Here is a 15,519-nt window from a genome sequence, read left to right on the forward strand (position 1 = left end):
GATGTTATGGAAAACTCATCGCCTAACAGAAGCATCACTTTAATGACGTGGCTTGGCTATCTTGGTCTTATCCCATTTGGTCTTTGCATCGCTACATTCACCCCAGAGGCTACCTTTGTGGGTGCGAACACGAGAATGTTATTCCTTTCTTACAGCGCCATCATTTTGAGTTTTCTATGTGGCATATTGTGGTCGCATGCGCTGACTCACTCTTCGCATAAACTGTCGTTTCCCATTCTCACGCTCAGTAACCTGATTTGTTTAATGGCGTGGCTGGTGATTGTCATCACTCCTGAGCAGTTTCGATTAGGCATAGTCGTCGCGCTTGCTGGCTACGTTTGTGTCTGGTTAGTTGAGAGAATCAAGCTCAATGCGCTAGGGAATGAGTTTCCAAAGGCTTATCAACGACTAAGAAGCCATCTCACCGTTGGGGTTGCGGTAGCGCATATCATTGCTTTCGCCGGCGCTATTTAAGCTTGTCTTTTTGCTTGGCTTTTCGAAGAGCACGGTTCGAGCTACCTGCCTCAGGTTTAGACGGAACATCACGTCGCTCGTGAATGAGGTGGCGTATAGACAAGATTGGATGCGGCAATAACATCCTGGGACCTGCGTAACGCATCACCGCCTTCATCTGCTGTTTTTGCTCCGGCTTATAGCAATGGATTGGACATTTATTACACGTTGGCTTACTTTCTCCATAAGGGCAGCGATCAAGTTTTATTTCTGCGTAAGTGAGTAACGCTTTACAGCTATCACATAGCGCCTTGGAGCCATGCTGCTGTTTGCAATAAATTTCCATCATAGCTTTGACGGTTTTAAACTCGGTTTCTAACGCACCAACTAAAATGTCACTGGCTTTTTTCATAGCAACCTTTTCCGCGAGAGAGCCTAAGCTAACGCGCACCAATTAAAAACGGTTCTTCTATCGCAACAAACTCATTTGCCGCTTCAATTAAGTGATTCGCAGTCAAACTCGCGACTCCAACAACCGTAACCCGAGAGCCGAAGCGTTGCTGAATGCGATCCACTAAAACTTCAAAGTCCCCATCACCGGAAAGTAAAATAACATTTTCGACATCACGTGCCACTTCAAACACATCGAGCGCAATTCCAACATCCCAATCCCCTTTGGCACTGCCGTCAGAACGTTGGATAAAGGGTTTCAACTGAACATCAAAACCGATCCCACGCAAAATATGGTGAAACTGTCTCTGTTTTGGATCGTGGGAAGCAATGGCATAGGCTTTGGCTGATTCAATATTAAATCGTTCACTGGCCCAAGCCCAAAATGCGTTGTAGTCAAAGCGTGCACCAAACGCTTGCCTGGTGGTGTAGTAGACATTTTGTACGTCCACAAAAATAGCTGCTGAATTCATAGTATTGCTTGTCCTTTTATGATGTTGGCAGTGTAACAAAAATATTGTCCGCAAGTGGAACTTAGTGAGACGAATCTCAGTAGCTAAACTTAACGTATAACCTTTTGGTTGTTTGCTTGGAGGCAATTATGAAAGGCATAGGTATCGTAGCCCTTGCGGCACTGTTTAGCGCCACAGCGTGTGGCTACCCAGAATACGCTAAAAAACACGGTAGTGATGTTGACACTCACGGTAGGTACCACAATGACCAGCAAGACGCCGAGTATCATAGTGGCGGCTACTACCAAGGACTATCACACCGTAGCGTTATGTATTTTGCACCCAGCAAGGATGTGCTTGTCGATGAGTTCCTGTTGGGGACACTCATCAATGAATGCGCTCTCGATGAACGAGATGTTGTGACCATGGTGATCACCAAAGACGGCTTTTCATCACCTAGCTGGGTAAAAGACACGTTTGATTACAGCAAGCTGGTTAAAATGTACGACATTCGAGAGGGTGACCATACTGCCGTTTTGATTGGCAAAGATGGGACAGAGAAATTGCGTTGGGGGCCAACCACCAATTGGATTCAAATCAAAAAAACGATTGATGAAATGCCAATGCGAAGAGCAGAAATGGCTCGAGCAGCAAGCCGCTGCTCGATATAGCAAAATCTATTGAATCTAGAGATCGCTATGGAGTCTCTTTTTGAGCGAGATGACTGCTCACTAAGCTCGCAACCATAATGGCAAGGTAAAAACTACCCGTAATCGACTCTAAGAACACGAAGAAACGCGGGATGGCTAGAGCCGGGGAAATATCACCATAACCGACTGTAGTTAGTGTGATAAAACTAAAGTAAATAACATCGAACAGGTTATCTAGCCAAGGTTTCGCCTCCAACCCGTTAAAGGGTTCAACGAACAGTTCGAGTTGGATCAAATAAATGAATGAGAAAGAGAGACCGAACAACAGATAAACGCATATTGAGCCAACAATCTGATTGAGTGTCACTTGCTTCGGCATGATGACCTGTCTGAGCGCTGAAAAAGTCTGAGCTAATACGAAAAACAGTAATGCAAACAAGGTTACCAACGAAAGGTCATAGTCCTCGAACAATGAAAACACGCCAGATGTTACTGCTACTGTGATCATCACTGCATACCAAGATCGGTAAAATGTCTGCTTTCTATGTACACCAACAATCGAAGTACTCATGCAAAGAATAATCAAAGCCAGTACATAGTCTTGAGCATCATCTTTAAACTGATGCACCACAGCGCTCAAAAAAAACAGCACCAATAATGACCCAAGTAAAAAGAAAAAGTTATCGTCTTTACTCATCAATTTCATGAAATAGTTATCTCCTGACTCTAGAGCATTTCTTTGGCGATTAAATGCAGCAGATACGTTTCTCGCTCAATACTCATGCCTTTCTTATCGCTCTCTGAGATAGTTTTCTCGTTGAAAGCAATGGCTTCATGAATATTAACCCAGATTGGCTTCATACCATTTTTGACTTCATAGTCTTCATAAGCGGTCTCGCCAAGCTCTCGATCCACTTTGCAAGAGTAGCAAAATGAAATCATGTGCATCACATCCGCATCGTCTTTGTACCAAGGACGAAACTCTTCATAGATACCAAATGGTTTAATCCCGTGGATATTTTGAGCGCCCGTCTCTTCTTCTAACTCGCGAACCAAACCTGCAATAACATCCTCGCCCTCATCAATGCCGCCTCCCGGTAGGGAGTAATCATGATAACGCTCGGTGTAGAGAAGCAGAATATCTTCACCATCAACGACAATTGCACGAGTCGCGTTTCTTTTTACTATGCCCTTGTTATCAAGATGGTCGATATCTGGGTGAATGGCTGTAGTGAGTTGTCTCATAGTCTTGCTCTGAGTTAGTCTATTTTTCGTGAAGTTTACCACAAAAATATCAAGTTACAGTTCAATCTCAGTTTCTCATCAAATGAGATGAGACAATCATTTACCAGAATGTTAACATCCTCACCTCGCCTAAAGGGATGTTAGGCAATAATAGTCATAACACCTAAAATATCCCAATTATTATGAAACCAAGCATTTTTTTCTTCGTGGCCGCTTTGTCTACCGCTGATGTTGCTCTCGCAGACGCAACTGATACCACGGTAACTGAAGCGGATCTCCTCAAACAAGCAGTACGCTACGATCAGACACTTACCGAACAGCAGCTCAATGCATCGCACCAAGACCCAATGAACGCCCTTGGCTATCGTTCGATTTCAACGAACAGTAGTTTTGAAGAGTTGAGGCAAGACGATACGCTTACTCAAATCGATTTCAACGAGTCACCCTACCGAGTCTCCCTTTTCAACCCTCAAAATGGCGAAGACAGTGAAAGACTGTGGTCTCAAACTAAATCCATTTTTGGTTACGGCGTAGGTGTTGCTGGTGTGCTAGCTTTGATGCCTGAATCGATCACCAACTGGGAAAAAGACGACATCAAACTGATGAACAAGTGGTGGGATAACGTGCGATCTGGGCCGGTTTGGGATCGTGATGACCACTTGATCAACTATGTTGGACACCCTTACTTTGGCGGCGTTTACTATCAGGCAGCTCGTAAATCGGGTTATCGTCAGTGGGATGCATTTATGTACTCAACATTGATGTCGACTTTCTACTGGGAATACGGCATAGAGGCATTCGCTGAGGTACCGTCGATTCAAGACCTAGTAGTTACACCGACGCTTGGTTGGGTTTATGGTGAATGGGCCTTTAATAAAGAAAAAGAGATACGTTTAAGAGGCGGCACGGTAATGGGCTCTGATGCGCTTGGCTCAACCGCCCTATTCTTCCTTGACCCGGTCGACAGTTTAGGTCGTGGCGTAAATAACGTGGCAGGCAAAGAAATTATAAAAGCGGGAACGGGTTTTGTTGGTGTGCATTCAAATGTTCTGCGTAATGGTGATATCGAAACCAAATATCAAATGCAGGTACAGTACGCGTTTGGTGCTGGTGAAACCGCAGATAGCCTAAAGCGCCGTCAGAAAAAAAGCTACCAGCAACATACCGACGACCCTGTCACTTACGGTATTGTTGGTGTGAGCGCAGGCTTCGCCTATCCGCAACTTGATAAAGAGCGCAATCTGAAAAATGATTTTGCACCCGCCTTCACGTTAGGTTTGTACTTTACCAACCAGCTCTCGGCACGACTTGGTTATATGCAAGGTAACTATGAGTCCACAACAGACAACCAGAAGCATATTTATGAAAACTACAGCTTTGATGTGCAGTATTACCTATTCGAAAACTACGCATTTAAGCCTTACTTCAATGCAGGCGTTGGAGAAGCGATGCTCAACAAAGATCGTGATACTAAGAAACTGCAGTGGAATATTGGTACTGGTGTCCATTACACACTCAATGCCAACTGGGCGCTTCAAGCCGATTGGAAGTACAACTATCACCGCAATTCAGGCGCTCGCGATAGTCTATGGGGAACACGGTTAATTTATCGCTTTGGTGAAGGCAACAAATACATTTAACAGCTTTAAATCAAGCGTTTGTAGGAATTCTGGGAACAAGTGGGCATTCACAAGGATTATTTGGTGAATTTATCGATAATTTGACCAAATCAAAACACTTTTTGTTAGAAATCTCCTACACTTAACCAAAAGCCTAACTTCCAACTAGGAGATATAATGAAAAAAGTACAATGGATGATTGGCGCTGTAGCAGTGGGCATTCTAGCAGGCTGTGCCAGTGAACCGGATAAGTATGATGTGGATGAAATTACTGTAGAGAGTGATCCTGCTTATGTCTATTGTGTTGAACAAGGCCACAAGCTACAGCGTGTAACTGAAAACGGAAAGCGCGTTCCTTACTGTGTGTTATCGGAAGAAGAACGTTACACAGTTTGGGATTTTTACGAAAAGCGTAACCAGCAAGATAACTAATACGTATAACAACAGAAAGTACACGTAATAAAAGAAAGTACTCGTGATAATAGAAAGGCCAGCTCATCAACGAGCTGGCCTTTTTACTATTTATTCAAGTGCTATTTATTCAAGTGCTATTTACTCAAGTGCTATTTACTTGGCTTGTTTTTACAATGCTCGATCGCTGTTGCCATAAGCTCGAGTGCAGACGTTTCACATGCTGGCAATGCCGCATCGCTTGTCTCAACAGGCGTTACACGCTCACCCCACTTAATGTGGCCGGCACCCCATGTTAGACCTGCACCAAATGCTGCCAATAGCAGATCATCATTCGGCTTAATCTTACCTTGCTCTAGTGCTTCACAAAGTGCAATTGGCACAGTCGCCGCAGAGGTATTGCCGTAGTTCTGAATATTTACGAACGCTTTTTCTTGGTCAATGCCAGACAAATCACACAGTGTTTGAATGATGCGGATGTTCGCTTGGTGCGGAATCACAACATCGATGTCGTCTTTTGTCAGGTTAGAACGAGATAGAACGGTGTTCGCCGCCGCTCCCATGCCTTTTACTGCACGCTTAAAGATCTCTTTACCAATAAAGTCAAATTCAAAGTAACCGTTATCTGCTGCAAAGCGCTCCATAGACGTACCGAACTTAGGCACGGCCAGAATATCACGGCCTTTTGCATCACAGCCGATTTGCGCATCTTGCAAGCCGACTTGTTGCTCCGTTCTTGTTAGAACTGCTGCGCCTGCACCATCACCAAATAATACTGCTGTATCACGTTCAGTCCAATCAATGAAGAAAGAAAGACGCTCTGCACCGATAACAATAGCGTTACGGTAGTTGCCTGACTGAATCAGTTTGGTTGCGGTTTCTAGGCCATAAACAAAGCCTGTACATGCAGCATTAAGGTCAAAAGCCGCGGCTGCTGGCACACCTAAGTTCTGTTGAACGCGCGATGCAGTGTTTGGAATCAACGAGTCAGGTGAACACGTTGCAACAATAATCAGATCAACCTCATCAGCCGTGATACCTGCACACGCCATTGCGTGTTTCGCTGCTACTGTCGCCATATCAGATGTGTTGACATGGCTAATACGGCGATTTTCAATACCGGTACGAGTGCGAATCCACTCGTCTGACGTTTCCATTACTGTGCTGAGGTCATGGTTTGAGAGAATTGCTGGTGGAAGGCACTTACCCCACCCAGTAATTTCGGCGTAAAAAGTTGTCATTGTGTACCTATTTTCTTATAGTTTTCGCCAATCAAGATAAACAAGCCATATCAATCGCTAACTTATGATAATGAGAGATAATTTCTTGCTTATCTTGACTATAGACGACTGAGTATACTCACATTCACGGGTTCAAAGAAGTCTGATTAGTCAATTTTAGCTTCCTAAACCAAGTGCTCGCTCGTCTGTAAATAAAAACAACAGGAGAAAACGTCATGTCTACTATCACCACCCGCTGCCCACATTGCCAAGGTATGAATCGACTACCTGTCGATAGAATCGCCGAATCACCAAACTGTGGTCGCTGCAAGTCGCCTCTTCTTGACGGTGCGCCGATTGAAGGCACTGCAGATAACTTCTCAACGTTGTTGAATAGCGAGCAGCCTATTGTAGTCGATTTCTGGGCTACATGGTGCAATCCTTGCATCGGTTTTTCTCCGGTATTTCAACAAGTTGCAGAGGAGCGTCAAGGCAACGTCCGTTTTGTCAAAATTGATACCGAAGCGCAGCAACAACTCGCTGCACAGTTTCAAATCCGTAGCATCCCAACCATCATAGTATTTAAAGGTGGTCAAAGACTCGATACCATTAATGGGGCATTGCCGAAATCTCAGTTTGATCAATGGCTCAATCAGGCGCTCTCAAAAGGCTAGCTAACCTTCATAGCACTCGTTGGCAAATACTATTTATCAAAGGTCGGTTTATCAAAGGTCGGTCTTGTTAATTTTTGCTTGCGATAAGCAGAAGGTGAACAGCCGACCTGTTTTGTAAAACGATGGGTAAAGTTAAACGGGTCTCGGTAACCTAGTCGCTCGGCAATCATTGATACCGACCAATCGTTGTTTTCTAGAAGGTCGCAGGCTTTTTCCATTCTTAAATTGATCAGTCTGGCTCTTGGTGAAACGCCGTACAATTGCTTACTGATTCTCGAGAGCTGCTCTTCGCTCAAATAGGCTTTTGTCGCCATATCTTTGACTGTCCAAGGTAGGTGCAACTGTCCCTCTATCTGAGAAAACAGAGCCTGTACTCTCACCGTTGAGTCATTCGTTTGCGACTCAAACCCTGTAATCAAGCGACACAGCTCACTCACCAACAACTTACGGTAGCTCGAGCGCCCGCCAATCTCAACATACAGTAAGGTTATCAACGCCCAAATCCGTTCGCAGCCATTAAAAGGTAAAACCTTTTGACCAATCTTCGCAAACATGGTCCAGCGCTGAGTCGGTTTAGGCAAAAACCAAATCATGCGCCAATGATTATATTGAGGGTTGATTTCAAATCGGAACGAGGTATTCGCAGGCAGCACCACAATAGAATATGGTTCTATCGCTAACACTTCCGTTTTTGTGATCAGTACTCCTCCCCCTTCAATGGTAAAGAGAATGGTGTGGACATCCACCCCCTTACGCTCGACATGGTAGCCATCCAATAGGTTGGCCATTCCAGCCATAAAAATGTCTTCAGCGGCAAACTCAGGAACATCACTGGCAGATAAGAATCGCTCATCACAGTGTTCAGACAAATACACTTCGTCCACCCACTCTGTTTTGCTGTTAAATTGCTCAATGACGGATTTGCACAGGTTTTGTCTATTTTTGAACATGGTTTCACAATGCCGTTTTTTTTATATTAGCCACGTTTATCACCCAGTCACATTCCGTGATTTTCTTTTCTCTAATTCACTTAACTTTTTTCTAGTTCACTTAACTGGGAGGCAGCTATGACAACTCAACACCATCATAAGTCATCTAACGGTGTGGCTTCAAATCAACTCTTGTCCGCCGTTGTAAAACTTGGTTTCCCAGTTGCTATTCAGAGTGCGCTAGTGGCTATTTTGGCACTCGCCGATGTACTCATGGTGAGTGATATTGGTAAAGAAGCAACCGCAGCGGTGGGGATCGCCTCAAAGTGGCATTTTGTAGCGATTATGATCATGGCAGGCATGGCTTCGGCCAATGGTGTGCTGGTAGCTCAGTATTGGGGACGTGGTGACAAAACCAGCGCAAATACCATCACTCGACTATCAATGGTCTTTGGTGCCAAGTTACTTGTTCCCGTTACATTAGTGATTACGCTGTTCTCTAGTTACATCATGATGCTGCAAACCACGGATGGGCGTGTTATCGAACTAGGAGCCACTTACCTTTGGTATGCATTCCCAGTGCTTATCCTGACACATATTGTAATCGTTGCTGAATCCGCTATGCGATCTTCAGGCGATGCCGTAACACCACTGTTACTTGGTGCTTTAACCATAGCCATCAACATTGGACTTAACTTTTGGCTTATCAAAGGTGGCTGGGGTGTACCTGCGATGGGGGTAGCTGGAGCGGCTTTGGCAACAACTATTTCTCGGCTGATCCAAGTCATTTTTATCTGGGGCTACTTAAATCTGCGCCGTCATTGGTTGATCACCGAACAAGTACTAGACAACACAACACGTCTCTGGAACTCCTACAAATCACTTGCCGTTCCAACCACATTAAACGCCGTGCTGTGGGCAATGGGCACGCTGATGTATCAAGTGATTTTTGGCCATATGGGAACGACGGAACTCGCGGTATTTAGCATGATGGGACCGTTTGAATCGCTATGCTATTCCTTGTTCTTCGGGATCTCTGTCGCCTGTTCGATATTACTTGGACAATCTTTGGGTCGAGACGAGTTTGAACAGGCATTTAGCATGTCGCAGACCTTCATTAAAGCCGTATTGGTGTTTGGGCTGATGATTGGCTGTGGACTCCTGTTGGGGCGTGAAAGCATTTTATCTTGGCTAAACCTAGACACAGCTGAGCTCTACCCTATCGCTTCTCCAGCGATGGCCATCTTGTGCGGGGCAATTTGGCTGCGTATGCTCAATATGATCATCATTAACGGAATTCTGCGTGCGGGTGGTGATAACAAGTTCTGTTTGCGCATGGACTTCATTGCAATGTGGATGGTGGGCTTACCATTAACAGCAAGCGCCGCTTTTGTTCTTGGACTTGATTTTAAGTGGGTCTACGCGTGTATGCTATTTGAAGAAGTAGTGAAGTTTTCACTTTGCTTCCATCGTTACCTCAAGCGCTACTGGATGAACAACCTCACCCTTGCCAGCGCTTAGTCAAAGACGAAAAAAAGAGCAAAGCTCTCAACAGCTTTGCTCTATTAGTTACCTGCCGTCACTAGGCTCGCTCGAAGTGCGACAGAAGTTTAGGGTTGATCCTGTCATAACACTCATATTGCATCGCGTGACCTGCGTCTTCAAATACTTCGAGCTCGACGTTACTACCCAATAACTCTTTTACCCGTTCAGCATCTGATAGTGGAATCACCTTATCTTCCTTGCCCCATAGCAGTAACTTAGGTATCGCAAGTTTTCCGACTTCAGCGAAGTCATCAGTTGGATCTTTCGCAATCAAATGACGCCCAGTGCTAATTATCGCTCTTCGAAATCCCTTATACATCATCTGTTCACTGAACTTATCAGCCCAGTAAGGAAAACACTCGGGTTGCACTAGATCATTCGCCTGATTAGTTGGAAGCTTAGGAATGAACAACAGATAACCGAGCCATTTGCCAATTACAGGCAAAGTGAGAGGGCCAATATCCACCGGTTGATTGAAAGGCGCTACATAGCCGACGCTAAGAATATTACTCGGGTTTTTAGCCACAAAAGCCGAAGTGATTGCTCCCCCCATCGACAAACCAACAATATGGAATGGCTTATTCGGAGCCAATGTCTGTGTAAGCTGTCCAATTTGGTCGACAAACAGCTGCTTGTCATACTTTACATTGGGACGAGATGAATAACCGCGACCATACAAATCAAATGTTAAAACCCGATAACCCGCATTGGCGACCACTTTGCGATTATTGTCCCACATATACGAAGGCGCAGAGAAACCATGCACGAACACAACCAGAGGCGCATCCGGCGAACCTTCTAGTTGATAATGGATGTGGCCAAGCTGAGTCTCGATAAACTGACCAGGAGCTTCCGCACGATGCACCTCATTTAGCGAGTATGTCTCTTTGTTGACCATTAAGGGGAGTAGCGCTAAGAAGCAGAAAATGGCAATCAATGCCACGATTAAAGTCATTGCAAGTCTCGGTTTTTAATACGGAACGGTATTGTAGGAAGCCGAGCTTAATTTACTAGGTGCTAGGATTTCAAAACCATGAAACAAGGGCATAGTTAATCGACGCTACTATACATAATGCCGCCACATTCTGTTAGCGGCATTGGCAAATAGGCAACCGAGCTCTTATTGTATTAGCCTATGACAGGTAATTGCTCATTTCATGAAGTAGTTTCTCTCGTCTAACAGGTTTTGGTACATAGGCATCCATCCCTGCATCAAAACATTTCTGGATATCGTCATCGACAACACTAGCGGTCAGCGCAATGATGGGCGTTGGCGTCATTCCTTGCTGCTTTTCATAATCGCGAATGTCTTGTGTTGCTTCAAAGCCATCTTTCACTGGCATCATACAATCCATAAGAATGACGTCGTAGCGGCCGTTGCGCTGAAATAGCTCTACCGCTTCGGCACCATTGTCTGCGATGTCATACTGGTACCCTGCCTTCTCCAAGTGCAAAGAGGCGACTTTCTGGTTGACCAAATTGTCTTCCACTAACAAAACTTTAGTACTCGATATTTTTGCTGTTGCATTAATTGGGGCGCTATTGTCATTCTCAAGTTTGGGCTTTCGCTGACTAAGTTCAGTTTCAATATCAGCCACATTAGCAGTCTCAACATTGAAAGTTGTCTCCACATCTTGAGCAGGCACTTGTTGCCCATCTAGTTCCTGTTGTTTCAACTCAATCGCAGTCACAATTTTCTCTTTGAGAATCTCGGCCTTGAATGGCTTAGGAACATAATCGTCCATACCGGAATCAAAGCACTTCTGAATATCATCATCGACCACACTCGCAGTCAGAGCAATGATTGGCGTTCGAGTCAAACCGAGTCGCTGCTCAGTAGCGCGTATTTTTTCTGTTGCTTCAAAACCATCCATCACTGGCATCATGCAATCCATAAGGACAAAGGTGTAGTTCTGGTTTTTCTCAAACAGCGTTACCGCTTCTTGACCATCATTTGCGATGTCATACTCACAGCCAATTTTCTTGAGATGTAAGGTCGCCACTTTTTGGTTCACTAGATTATCTTCGACGAGTAACACGCGAATACGGTTATCAATGCTGGCGATTTGAGTACTCGTGTATACGCTACCCTGTGCCAATGCTTTACAACAGGCTTCGATGGATTTCAGTAGGCGATTGCCAAGCAGTGGATAAGTAATCAACGCACAAATATTACGACCAAAGTCTTTATTGGCGCTATCAAATTGTCTGATAAGGCAAATTGCAGTACCTCTCCCGTTAATGTCCGCGAAACGCTTGCTGTCTTCCTCAGAAGATGTACCGCCACCATCAACATAAATAAGGATGGTTTTTGAGTCTACTTTATCGAGGTTCAACTCAGCTAACGTCGGTGCGACGCTATCTACCGTCATACCATAAAATGCTAAGTCACGTTTGATTCGCTCCTCGTGGGAACCTGAGTTACATACCATCACCAGTTCATCAAAAAGAAGTGGGCTGCGATGTTGGTACTCTCTTTCATCAATGGCTAATGGCAACGTGAAGTAAAAATGGCTCCCAACGCCTTTTACGGAATCAAGTTGAATTTTGCCGCCCATGAGCTCGATTAGCTGGGTACTGATTGCAAGCCCGAGTCCAGTACCGCCAAACTGCCTTGTGGTTGAGTCATCTTCTTGAGCGAACGCTTCAAAGATTTTCGACTGTCTTGCTTTATCAATACCAATCCCAGAGTCTTTCACTTCAAATAACAAGTTCGCCAAATTGTCCGACTCACCCTGATACTGTACGCCGATGGTTACGCTGCCTTCCTCTGTAAACTTGACCGCATTGGACATAAAGTTCATCAATACTTGACGCATACGATGGTCATCGGCAAGCACACGGAATGGTACGTTGGCATCAATATCAACATTGAGCTCAATACCTTTTTCTTTCACTTTTGGTGCCACGATGGAGGCAATATCGTAAATGGTTTCGCGGATGGATGTAGAGTGAGGATTGATTTGCAGCATGCCCGACTCAATCTTAGAGAAGTCGAGTATATCGTTGATTAGGCTCAATAATAGATGTGACGATGTCTCAATGGTATCCACATAATCTTTTTGAGTTGCGGTTAAATCGGTATCGGAAAGGACTTCAGAAATACCAATCACACCATTCAAAGGGGTTCGAATTTCATGCGACATATTCGCCAAGAAACTGCTTTTCGCTTTACTCGCCTGAATGGCATCTTCTTTGGCTTGCTCTGCATCTTCTTTGGCTTCGAGTAATCGTCTTTCACCTTCTCGTCTTTCATGGGTAAGGCGCTCTACCTCTTTTGCAAAACGGCTGAGTTCATCCTTACCACCAATTGTTCGGCTCAATGACACCGCCTGCGTTTGATCTTCGTCTTTTTGTTCGAGGAAAGTGAGAACCAAACCAAGATTTCGCGTCACCCTAAGGGCTAAGCTAATACCTAAAAAAATCAACATGATAGTAAGCAATGTTACTACAGTTAGAAACGCAACCCGTTGTTGTTCAAACCCTGTTACTAAGGTTCTAATCTCTTGCCTCAATTGCTCTTCAATGGCTAAAGAGACACCTTGAATTAGATTGGAACGTAGATTCAGTGCGTCCAAACCTGCTTTGATTTCAGCACTACCAAGACTAGTAATACCTTCACTGCTTAGCAGAATATTTCTAAACAGGCTGCTCTCTTCAAATGCGGGGTTAGAGAAGGAATCCAGCAGTAAATTAACTTGCATAGGGTCAGCGTTGATCGCGACAAAACGTTCCACAAAAAGCTGCTGATTTTGAACTAAGTTAGCTATCTCCTGCTTACTGTATTGATCTCCTGTTTCTCCATCTTGGTAGGCTTGAACTAAGGTTTGGGTTTGCCAAATTTCTTCATTAGCCCAAAACACCAACCATTCAAGCTGAGATAGAGCGACCATATGCCCACTGACCACCGGCAAAACGCCCTTCGCAGGTGATTGTTCAATAATCATAATAATCTGTTTATAGGTATCGACCTGCCATTCCACCAGTTCTTGCTTTTCTATAAAATCGGCAGCTTCGGCAATGGAAACGACACTTTCCTGATAGTCATCAAGCAAACCAGATAAGCGAACAGCGACATCTGAAGGGAAAATTTCTGGTCCTAGGGATTTTAAGGTTTGTATCGAACTCGCAATATCAACAAGTCCCGCTGTTGGACGAGCGTCATGAGTTTTCGACTGTATATCGGACAACACTTCTGAATATCGAACTAAGCGCTCAACTTTTTCGAGGTCGCTAAGCTGGGCATTAAGGACGCTTATCTGCCTTGTCGCCAAGTAGACAATAAGTGCCATGGGTAATAGCACCAACAACAGCATCTTTTTCTTTACCGACAGGTTATTCCAAAACTCAAGTTTGTTCATTCCGTTGCCCAACACTTGTTAGCACAATAGTTTAGATACAGTAAGTCTAGGAAAACTATTGGTTTAGTCGAGTTAAATGACAAACTAATTTATAAATTGATAGAACTATATGGGTTAGCTCTCATCTTTATCTACTCATTGCTGTGCTTGCTCAGGGTCTAGATAGCGATTTAAGTTTGTTAAAAGCTTGTCCAACTCAGCAAGAGGGAGCGCTAAAGACTTGGGTTCTGTTAGCTGTACTGTCGCTTCTACAAATTGACGGATAGTAGGTAGCTGTTCGTAAAGTGGAGTGAAGAGACCGCTGGTGTGATCAACTTGCTTATCTAGCGCTTCAAGCGATGCTAGGGCAATTCGATACGGCTCTGATGCCAGTTCGCTCAGTGGTTCAGAAAATACTCCGGTCACCGCTCCCTGAAGATAGACACGATAAATCGTCAATCTATCAAATAAAACAAAGAGATTTCCTTGGGTTTCCTTGTGAGGATACGGCACAAACACATGCTGAAGCGGATCGTAGGATAGTTGAATAGCAAGTCCCGCTTGTTGGCAGCACTGCACTAAGTACTTTAGCAATCCTTGCTGATCGAGTAACCTCTGAACAGTAAAAACTCGATACAGATGATAATCGTTGGAGAGCAACGTAACCCTAATAGGACGACTACTAGGAGGTACTATCCCGCTTTCTGTCAGTTCTTTTGCCAATAGTTGAATATTTTCGACGGTATTGGTCGACGTGTCTTCAACTAAAATAGCGCCAATACCCTGAATGTCAGTTTCAGTCACAAGGCCTTGAAAATGTTCAAGCATTGCCGCTGCTTCTGAACGCGACTGTCCTTCGGTTATTCCACCGCAAAAAGTAACGATGGTAGTAGACATATCTTGGTTTTTAACGATTTCGGCAAGGGCTTCAACACGAGACTCGCCCTCTAGAGTTAACGTGTCCTGATTGAGGCGCTTGCCGAGCACGATAAGTAAGTTGTCGAATTCCTTTTCACTTACCATCTCAAATTAAACGATTTCCCATGAGTGAGTCATGGTGACGCCTTCAGCAAGCATAAGACAAACTGAGCAATACTTTTCTAACGAGTCCTTCGTGACCTTTTCGACCAACGCTTCATCGAGTTGATTGCCTGACACAACAAAGTGGATGTTCACTGCAGTGAAGATACGTGGTGCCGTCTCACGGCGTTCTGTCGTCAATTTAGCGGTACAAGCGGTAACATCTTGATTTACCGATTTAAGACCATCAACCACGTCTACCGAGCTGCATCCACCGGCTGCCATCAACACCATCTCCATTGGACTTGGCGCTGTTTCGCCGCCGCTACCGTCCATAACGATGGAATGACCTGACTGAGATTGACCTAAAAATTTGAATCCTTCGATCCATTTCACTTCCGCTTGCATATAAACCTCTGCATGGTAATTGGGAATGACGGCAGAGATAGTAACCCGTCACGTTGTGAATTTGAAAGTTTTTGCGCGTTTGTTGTGTCTTATTAAGAAATTA

General features: G+C 44.5%; 16 protein-coding genes. 6 read left to right on the plus strand and 10 right to left on the minus strand.

The window, feature by feature from the left end; genetic code table 11:
• The first annotated feature begins 6 nt into the window (after positions 1-6).
• Positions 7-474 (plus strand): DUF3429 domain-containing protein, encoded by a 468-nt coding sequence (locus PG915_RS23485; protein WP_353499374.1) that lies wholly within the window; start codon positions 7-9, stop codon positions 472-474.
• Here PG915_RS23485 and PG915_RS23490 read toward each other — a convergent pair.
• Both PG915_RS23490 and PG915_RS23495 read right to left on the minus strand, forming a co-directional pair.
• Positions 467-865: a nitrous oxide-stimulated promoter family protein gene (locus PG915_RS23490; protein WP_353499375.1), complete on the minus strand. Its 399-nt coding sequence runs from the start codon at positions 863-865 to the stop codon at positions 467-469. The two genes, PG915_RS23485 and PG915_RS23490, sit on opposite strands and share 8 nt — an antisense overlap.
• A 28-nt stretch (positions 866-893) precedes the next feature.
• Entirely contained in the window at positions 894-1,376 is a 483-nt protein-coding gene (locus PG915_RS23495; RefSeq protein WP_353499376.1) for an NYN domain-containing protein, read from the minus strand.
• A gap of 128 nt (positions 1,377-1,504) precedes the next feature.
• Between PG915_RS23495 and PG915_RS23500 the strand changes: the two genes are divergently transcribed.
• Positions 1,505-2,026, plus strand: coding sequence for a DUF4174 domain-containing protein (locus tag PG915_RS23500; RefSeq protein WP_353499377.1), 522 nt, complete (start codon positions 1,505-1,507; stop codon positions 2,024-2,026).
• A 25-nt stretch (positions 2,027-2,051) separates the two neighbouring features.
• On the opposite strand, the gene PG915_RS23505 is transcribed toward PG915_RS23500, so the two are convergent.
• Both PG915_RS23505 and PG915_RS23510 read right to left on the minus strand, forming a co-directional pair.
• Complete coding sequence (locus PG915_RS23505; RefSeq protein ID WP_353499378.1) at positions 2,052-2,711, minus strand: potassium channel family protein; 660 nt, start codon at positions 2,709-2,711, stop codon at positions 2,052-2,054.
• Between the two features lie 20 nt (positions 2,712-2,731).
• A complete protein-coding gene (locus PG915_RS23510; protein WP_353499379.1) occupies positions 2,732-3,250 on the minus strand; it encodes an NUDIX hydrolase in 519 nt (172 codons plus the stop codon).
• Between the two features lie 182 nt (positions 3,251-3,432).
• Between PG915_RS23510 and PG915_RS23515 the strand changes: the two genes are divergently transcribed.
• Positions 3,433-4,890 carry a DUF3943 domain-containing protein gene (locus tag PG915_RS23515; protein WP_353499380.1) on the plus strand — a complete coding sequence of 486 codons (1,458 nt, stop codon included), beginning with the start codon at positions 3,433-3,435 and terminating at the stop codon, positions 4,888-4,890.
• 156 nt (positions 4,891-5,046) lie between these two features.
• Positions 5,047-5,301 carry a DUF333 domain-containing protein gene (locus tag PG915_RS23520; protein WP_353499381.1) on the plus strand — a complete coding sequence of 85 codons (255 nt, stop codon included), beginning with the start codon at positions 5,047-5,049 and terminating at the stop codon, positions 5,299-5,301.
• Between the two features lie 131 nt (positions 5,302-5,432).
• On the opposite strand, the gene PG915_RS23525 is transcribed toward PG915_RS23520, so the two are convergent.
• On the minus strand, positions 5,433-6,521 hold the full coding sequence (locus tag PG915_RS23525; RefSeq protein WP_353499382.1) for a ketoacyl-ACP synthase III: 1,089 nt from the start codon (positions 6,519-6,521) through the stop codon (positions 5,433-5,435).
• Positions 6,522-6,736: 215 nt separating this feature from the next.
• Between PG915_RS23525 and trxC the strand changes: the two genes are divergently transcribed.
• The gene (gene trxC, locus PG915_RS23530; protein WP_353499383.1) at positions 6,737-7,174 is read left to right on the plus strand and encodes a thioredoxin TrxC; all 438 of its coding nucleotides are present in this window, start codon (positions 6,737-6,739) and stop codon (positions 7,172-7,174) included.
• Positions 7,175-7,203: 29 nt separating this feature from the next.
• Here the strand turns inward: trxC and PG915_RS23535 are convergent, their stop codons facing one another.
• A complete protein-coding gene (locus PG915_RS23535) occupies positions 7,204-8,124 on the minus strand; it encodes an AraC family transcriptional regulator (protein WP_353499384.1) in 921 nt (306 codons plus the stop codon).
• A 117-nt stretch (positions 8,125-8,241) separates the two neighbouring features.
• On the opposite strand from PG915_RS23535, the gene PG915_RS23540 reads away from it, so the two are divergent.
• Positions 8,242-9,624 carry an MATE family efflux transporter gene (locus PG915_RS23540; RefSeq protein ID WP_353499385.1) on the plus strand — a complete coding sequence of 461 codons (1,383 nt, stop codon included), beginning with the start codon at positions 8,242-8,244 and terminating at the stop codon, positions 9,622-9,624.
• A 61-nt stretch (positions 9,625-9,685) separates the two neighbouring features.
• On the opposite strand, the gene PG915_RS23545 is transcribed toward PG915_RS23540, so the two are convergent.
• From PG915_RS23545 to PG915_RS23560, 4 genes are all read right to left on the minus strand, one after another.
• A complete protein-coding gene (locus tag PG915_RS23545; RefSeq protein WP_353499386.1) occupies positions 9,686-10,603 on the minus strand; it encodes an alpha/beta fold hydrolase in 918 nt (305 codons plus the stop codon).
• 178 nt (positions 10,604-10,781) lie between these two features.
• On the minus strand, positions 10,782-14,009 hold the full coding sequence (locus PG915_RS23550) for a response regulator (RefSeq protein WP_353499387.1): 3,228 nt from the start codon (positions 14,007-14,009) through the stop codon (positions 10,782-10,784).
• 135 nt (positions 14,010-14,144) lie between these two features.
• Positions 14,145-15,011 (minus strand): YdcF family protein, encoded by an 867-nt coding sequence (locus PG915_RS23555; protein WP_353499388.1) that lies wholly within the window; start codon positions 15,009-15,011, stop codon positions 14,145-14,147.
• 6 nt (positions 15,012-15,017) lie between these two features.
• Positions 15,018-15,416, minus strand: coding sequence for an OsmC family protein (locus PG915_RS23560; RefSeq protein ID WP_353499389.1), 399 nt, complete (start codon positions 15,414-15,416; stop codon positions 15,018-15,020).
• Positions 15,417-15,519: the final 103 nt, after the last annotated feature.

This window comes from Vibrio sp. CB1-14, assembly GCF_040412085.2.
Taxonomy (GTDB): Bacteria; Pseudomonadota; Gammaproteobacteria; order Enterobacterales; family Vibrionaceae; genus Vibrio; species Vibrio chaetopteri.

Coding starts and splice junctions, on each gene's coding strand:
- PG915_RS23485 (WP_353499374.1), top strand. CDS start 7: ATGGAAAACTCATCGCCTAACAGAAGCATCACTTTAATGACGTGGCTT.
- PG915_RS23490 (WP_353499375.1), bottom strand. CDS start 865: ATGAAAAAAGCCAGTGACATTTTAGTTGGTGCGTTAGAAACCGAGTTT.
- PG915_RS23495 (WP_353499376.1), bottom strand. CDS start 1,376: ATGAATTCAGCAGCTATTTTTGTGGACGTACAAAATGTCTACTACACC.
- PG915_RS23500 (WP_353499377.1), top strand. CDS start 1,505: ATGAAAGGCATAGGTATCGTAGCCCTTGCGGCACTGTTTAGCGCCACA.
- PG915_RS23505 (WP_353499378.1), bottom strand. CDS start 2,711: ATGAAATTGATGAGTAAAGACGATAACTTTTTCTTTTTACTTGGGTCA.
- PG915_RS23510 (WP_353499379.1), bottom strand. CDS start 3,250: ATGAGACAACTCACTACAGCCATTCACCCAGATATCGACCATCTTGAT.
- PG915_RS23515 (WP_353499380.1), top strand. CDS start 3,433: ATGAAACCAAGCATTTTTTTCTTCGTGGCCGCTTTGTCTACCGCTGAT.
- PG915_RS23520 (WP_353499381.1), top strand. CDS start 5,047: ATGAAAAAAGTACAATGGATGATTGGCGCTGTAGCAGTGGGCATTCTA.
- PG915_RS23525 (WP_353499382.1), bottom strand. CDS start 6,521: ATGACAACTTTTTACGCCGAAATTACTGGGTGGGGTAAGTGCCTTCCA.
- trxC (WP_353499383.1), top strand. CDS start 6,737: ATGTCTACTATCACCACCCGCTGCCCACATTGCCAAGGTATGAATCGA.
- PG915_RS23535 (WP_353499384.1), bottom strand. CDS start 8,124: ATGTTCAAAAATAGACAAAACCTGTGCAAATCCGTCATTGAGCAATTT.
- PG915_RS23540 (WP_353499385.1), top strand. CDS start 8,242: ATGACAACTCAACACCATCATAAGTCATCTAACGGTGTGGCTTCAAAT.
- PG915_RS23545 (WP_353499386.1), bottom strand. CDS start 10,603: ATGACTTTAATCGTGGCATTGATTGCCATTTTCTGCTTCTTAGCGCTA.
- PG915_RS23550 (WP_353499387.1), bottom strand. CDS start 14,009: ATGAACAAACTTGAGTTTTGGAATAACCTGTCGGTAAAGAAAAAGATG.
- PG915_RS23555 (WP_353499388.1), bottom strand. CDS start 15,011: ATGGTAAGTGAAAAGGAATTCGACAACTTACTTATCGTGCTCGGCAAG.
- PG915_RS23560 (WP_353499389.1), bottom strand. CDS start 15,416: ATGCAAGCGGAAGTGAAATGGATCGAAGGATTCAAATTTTTAGGTCAA.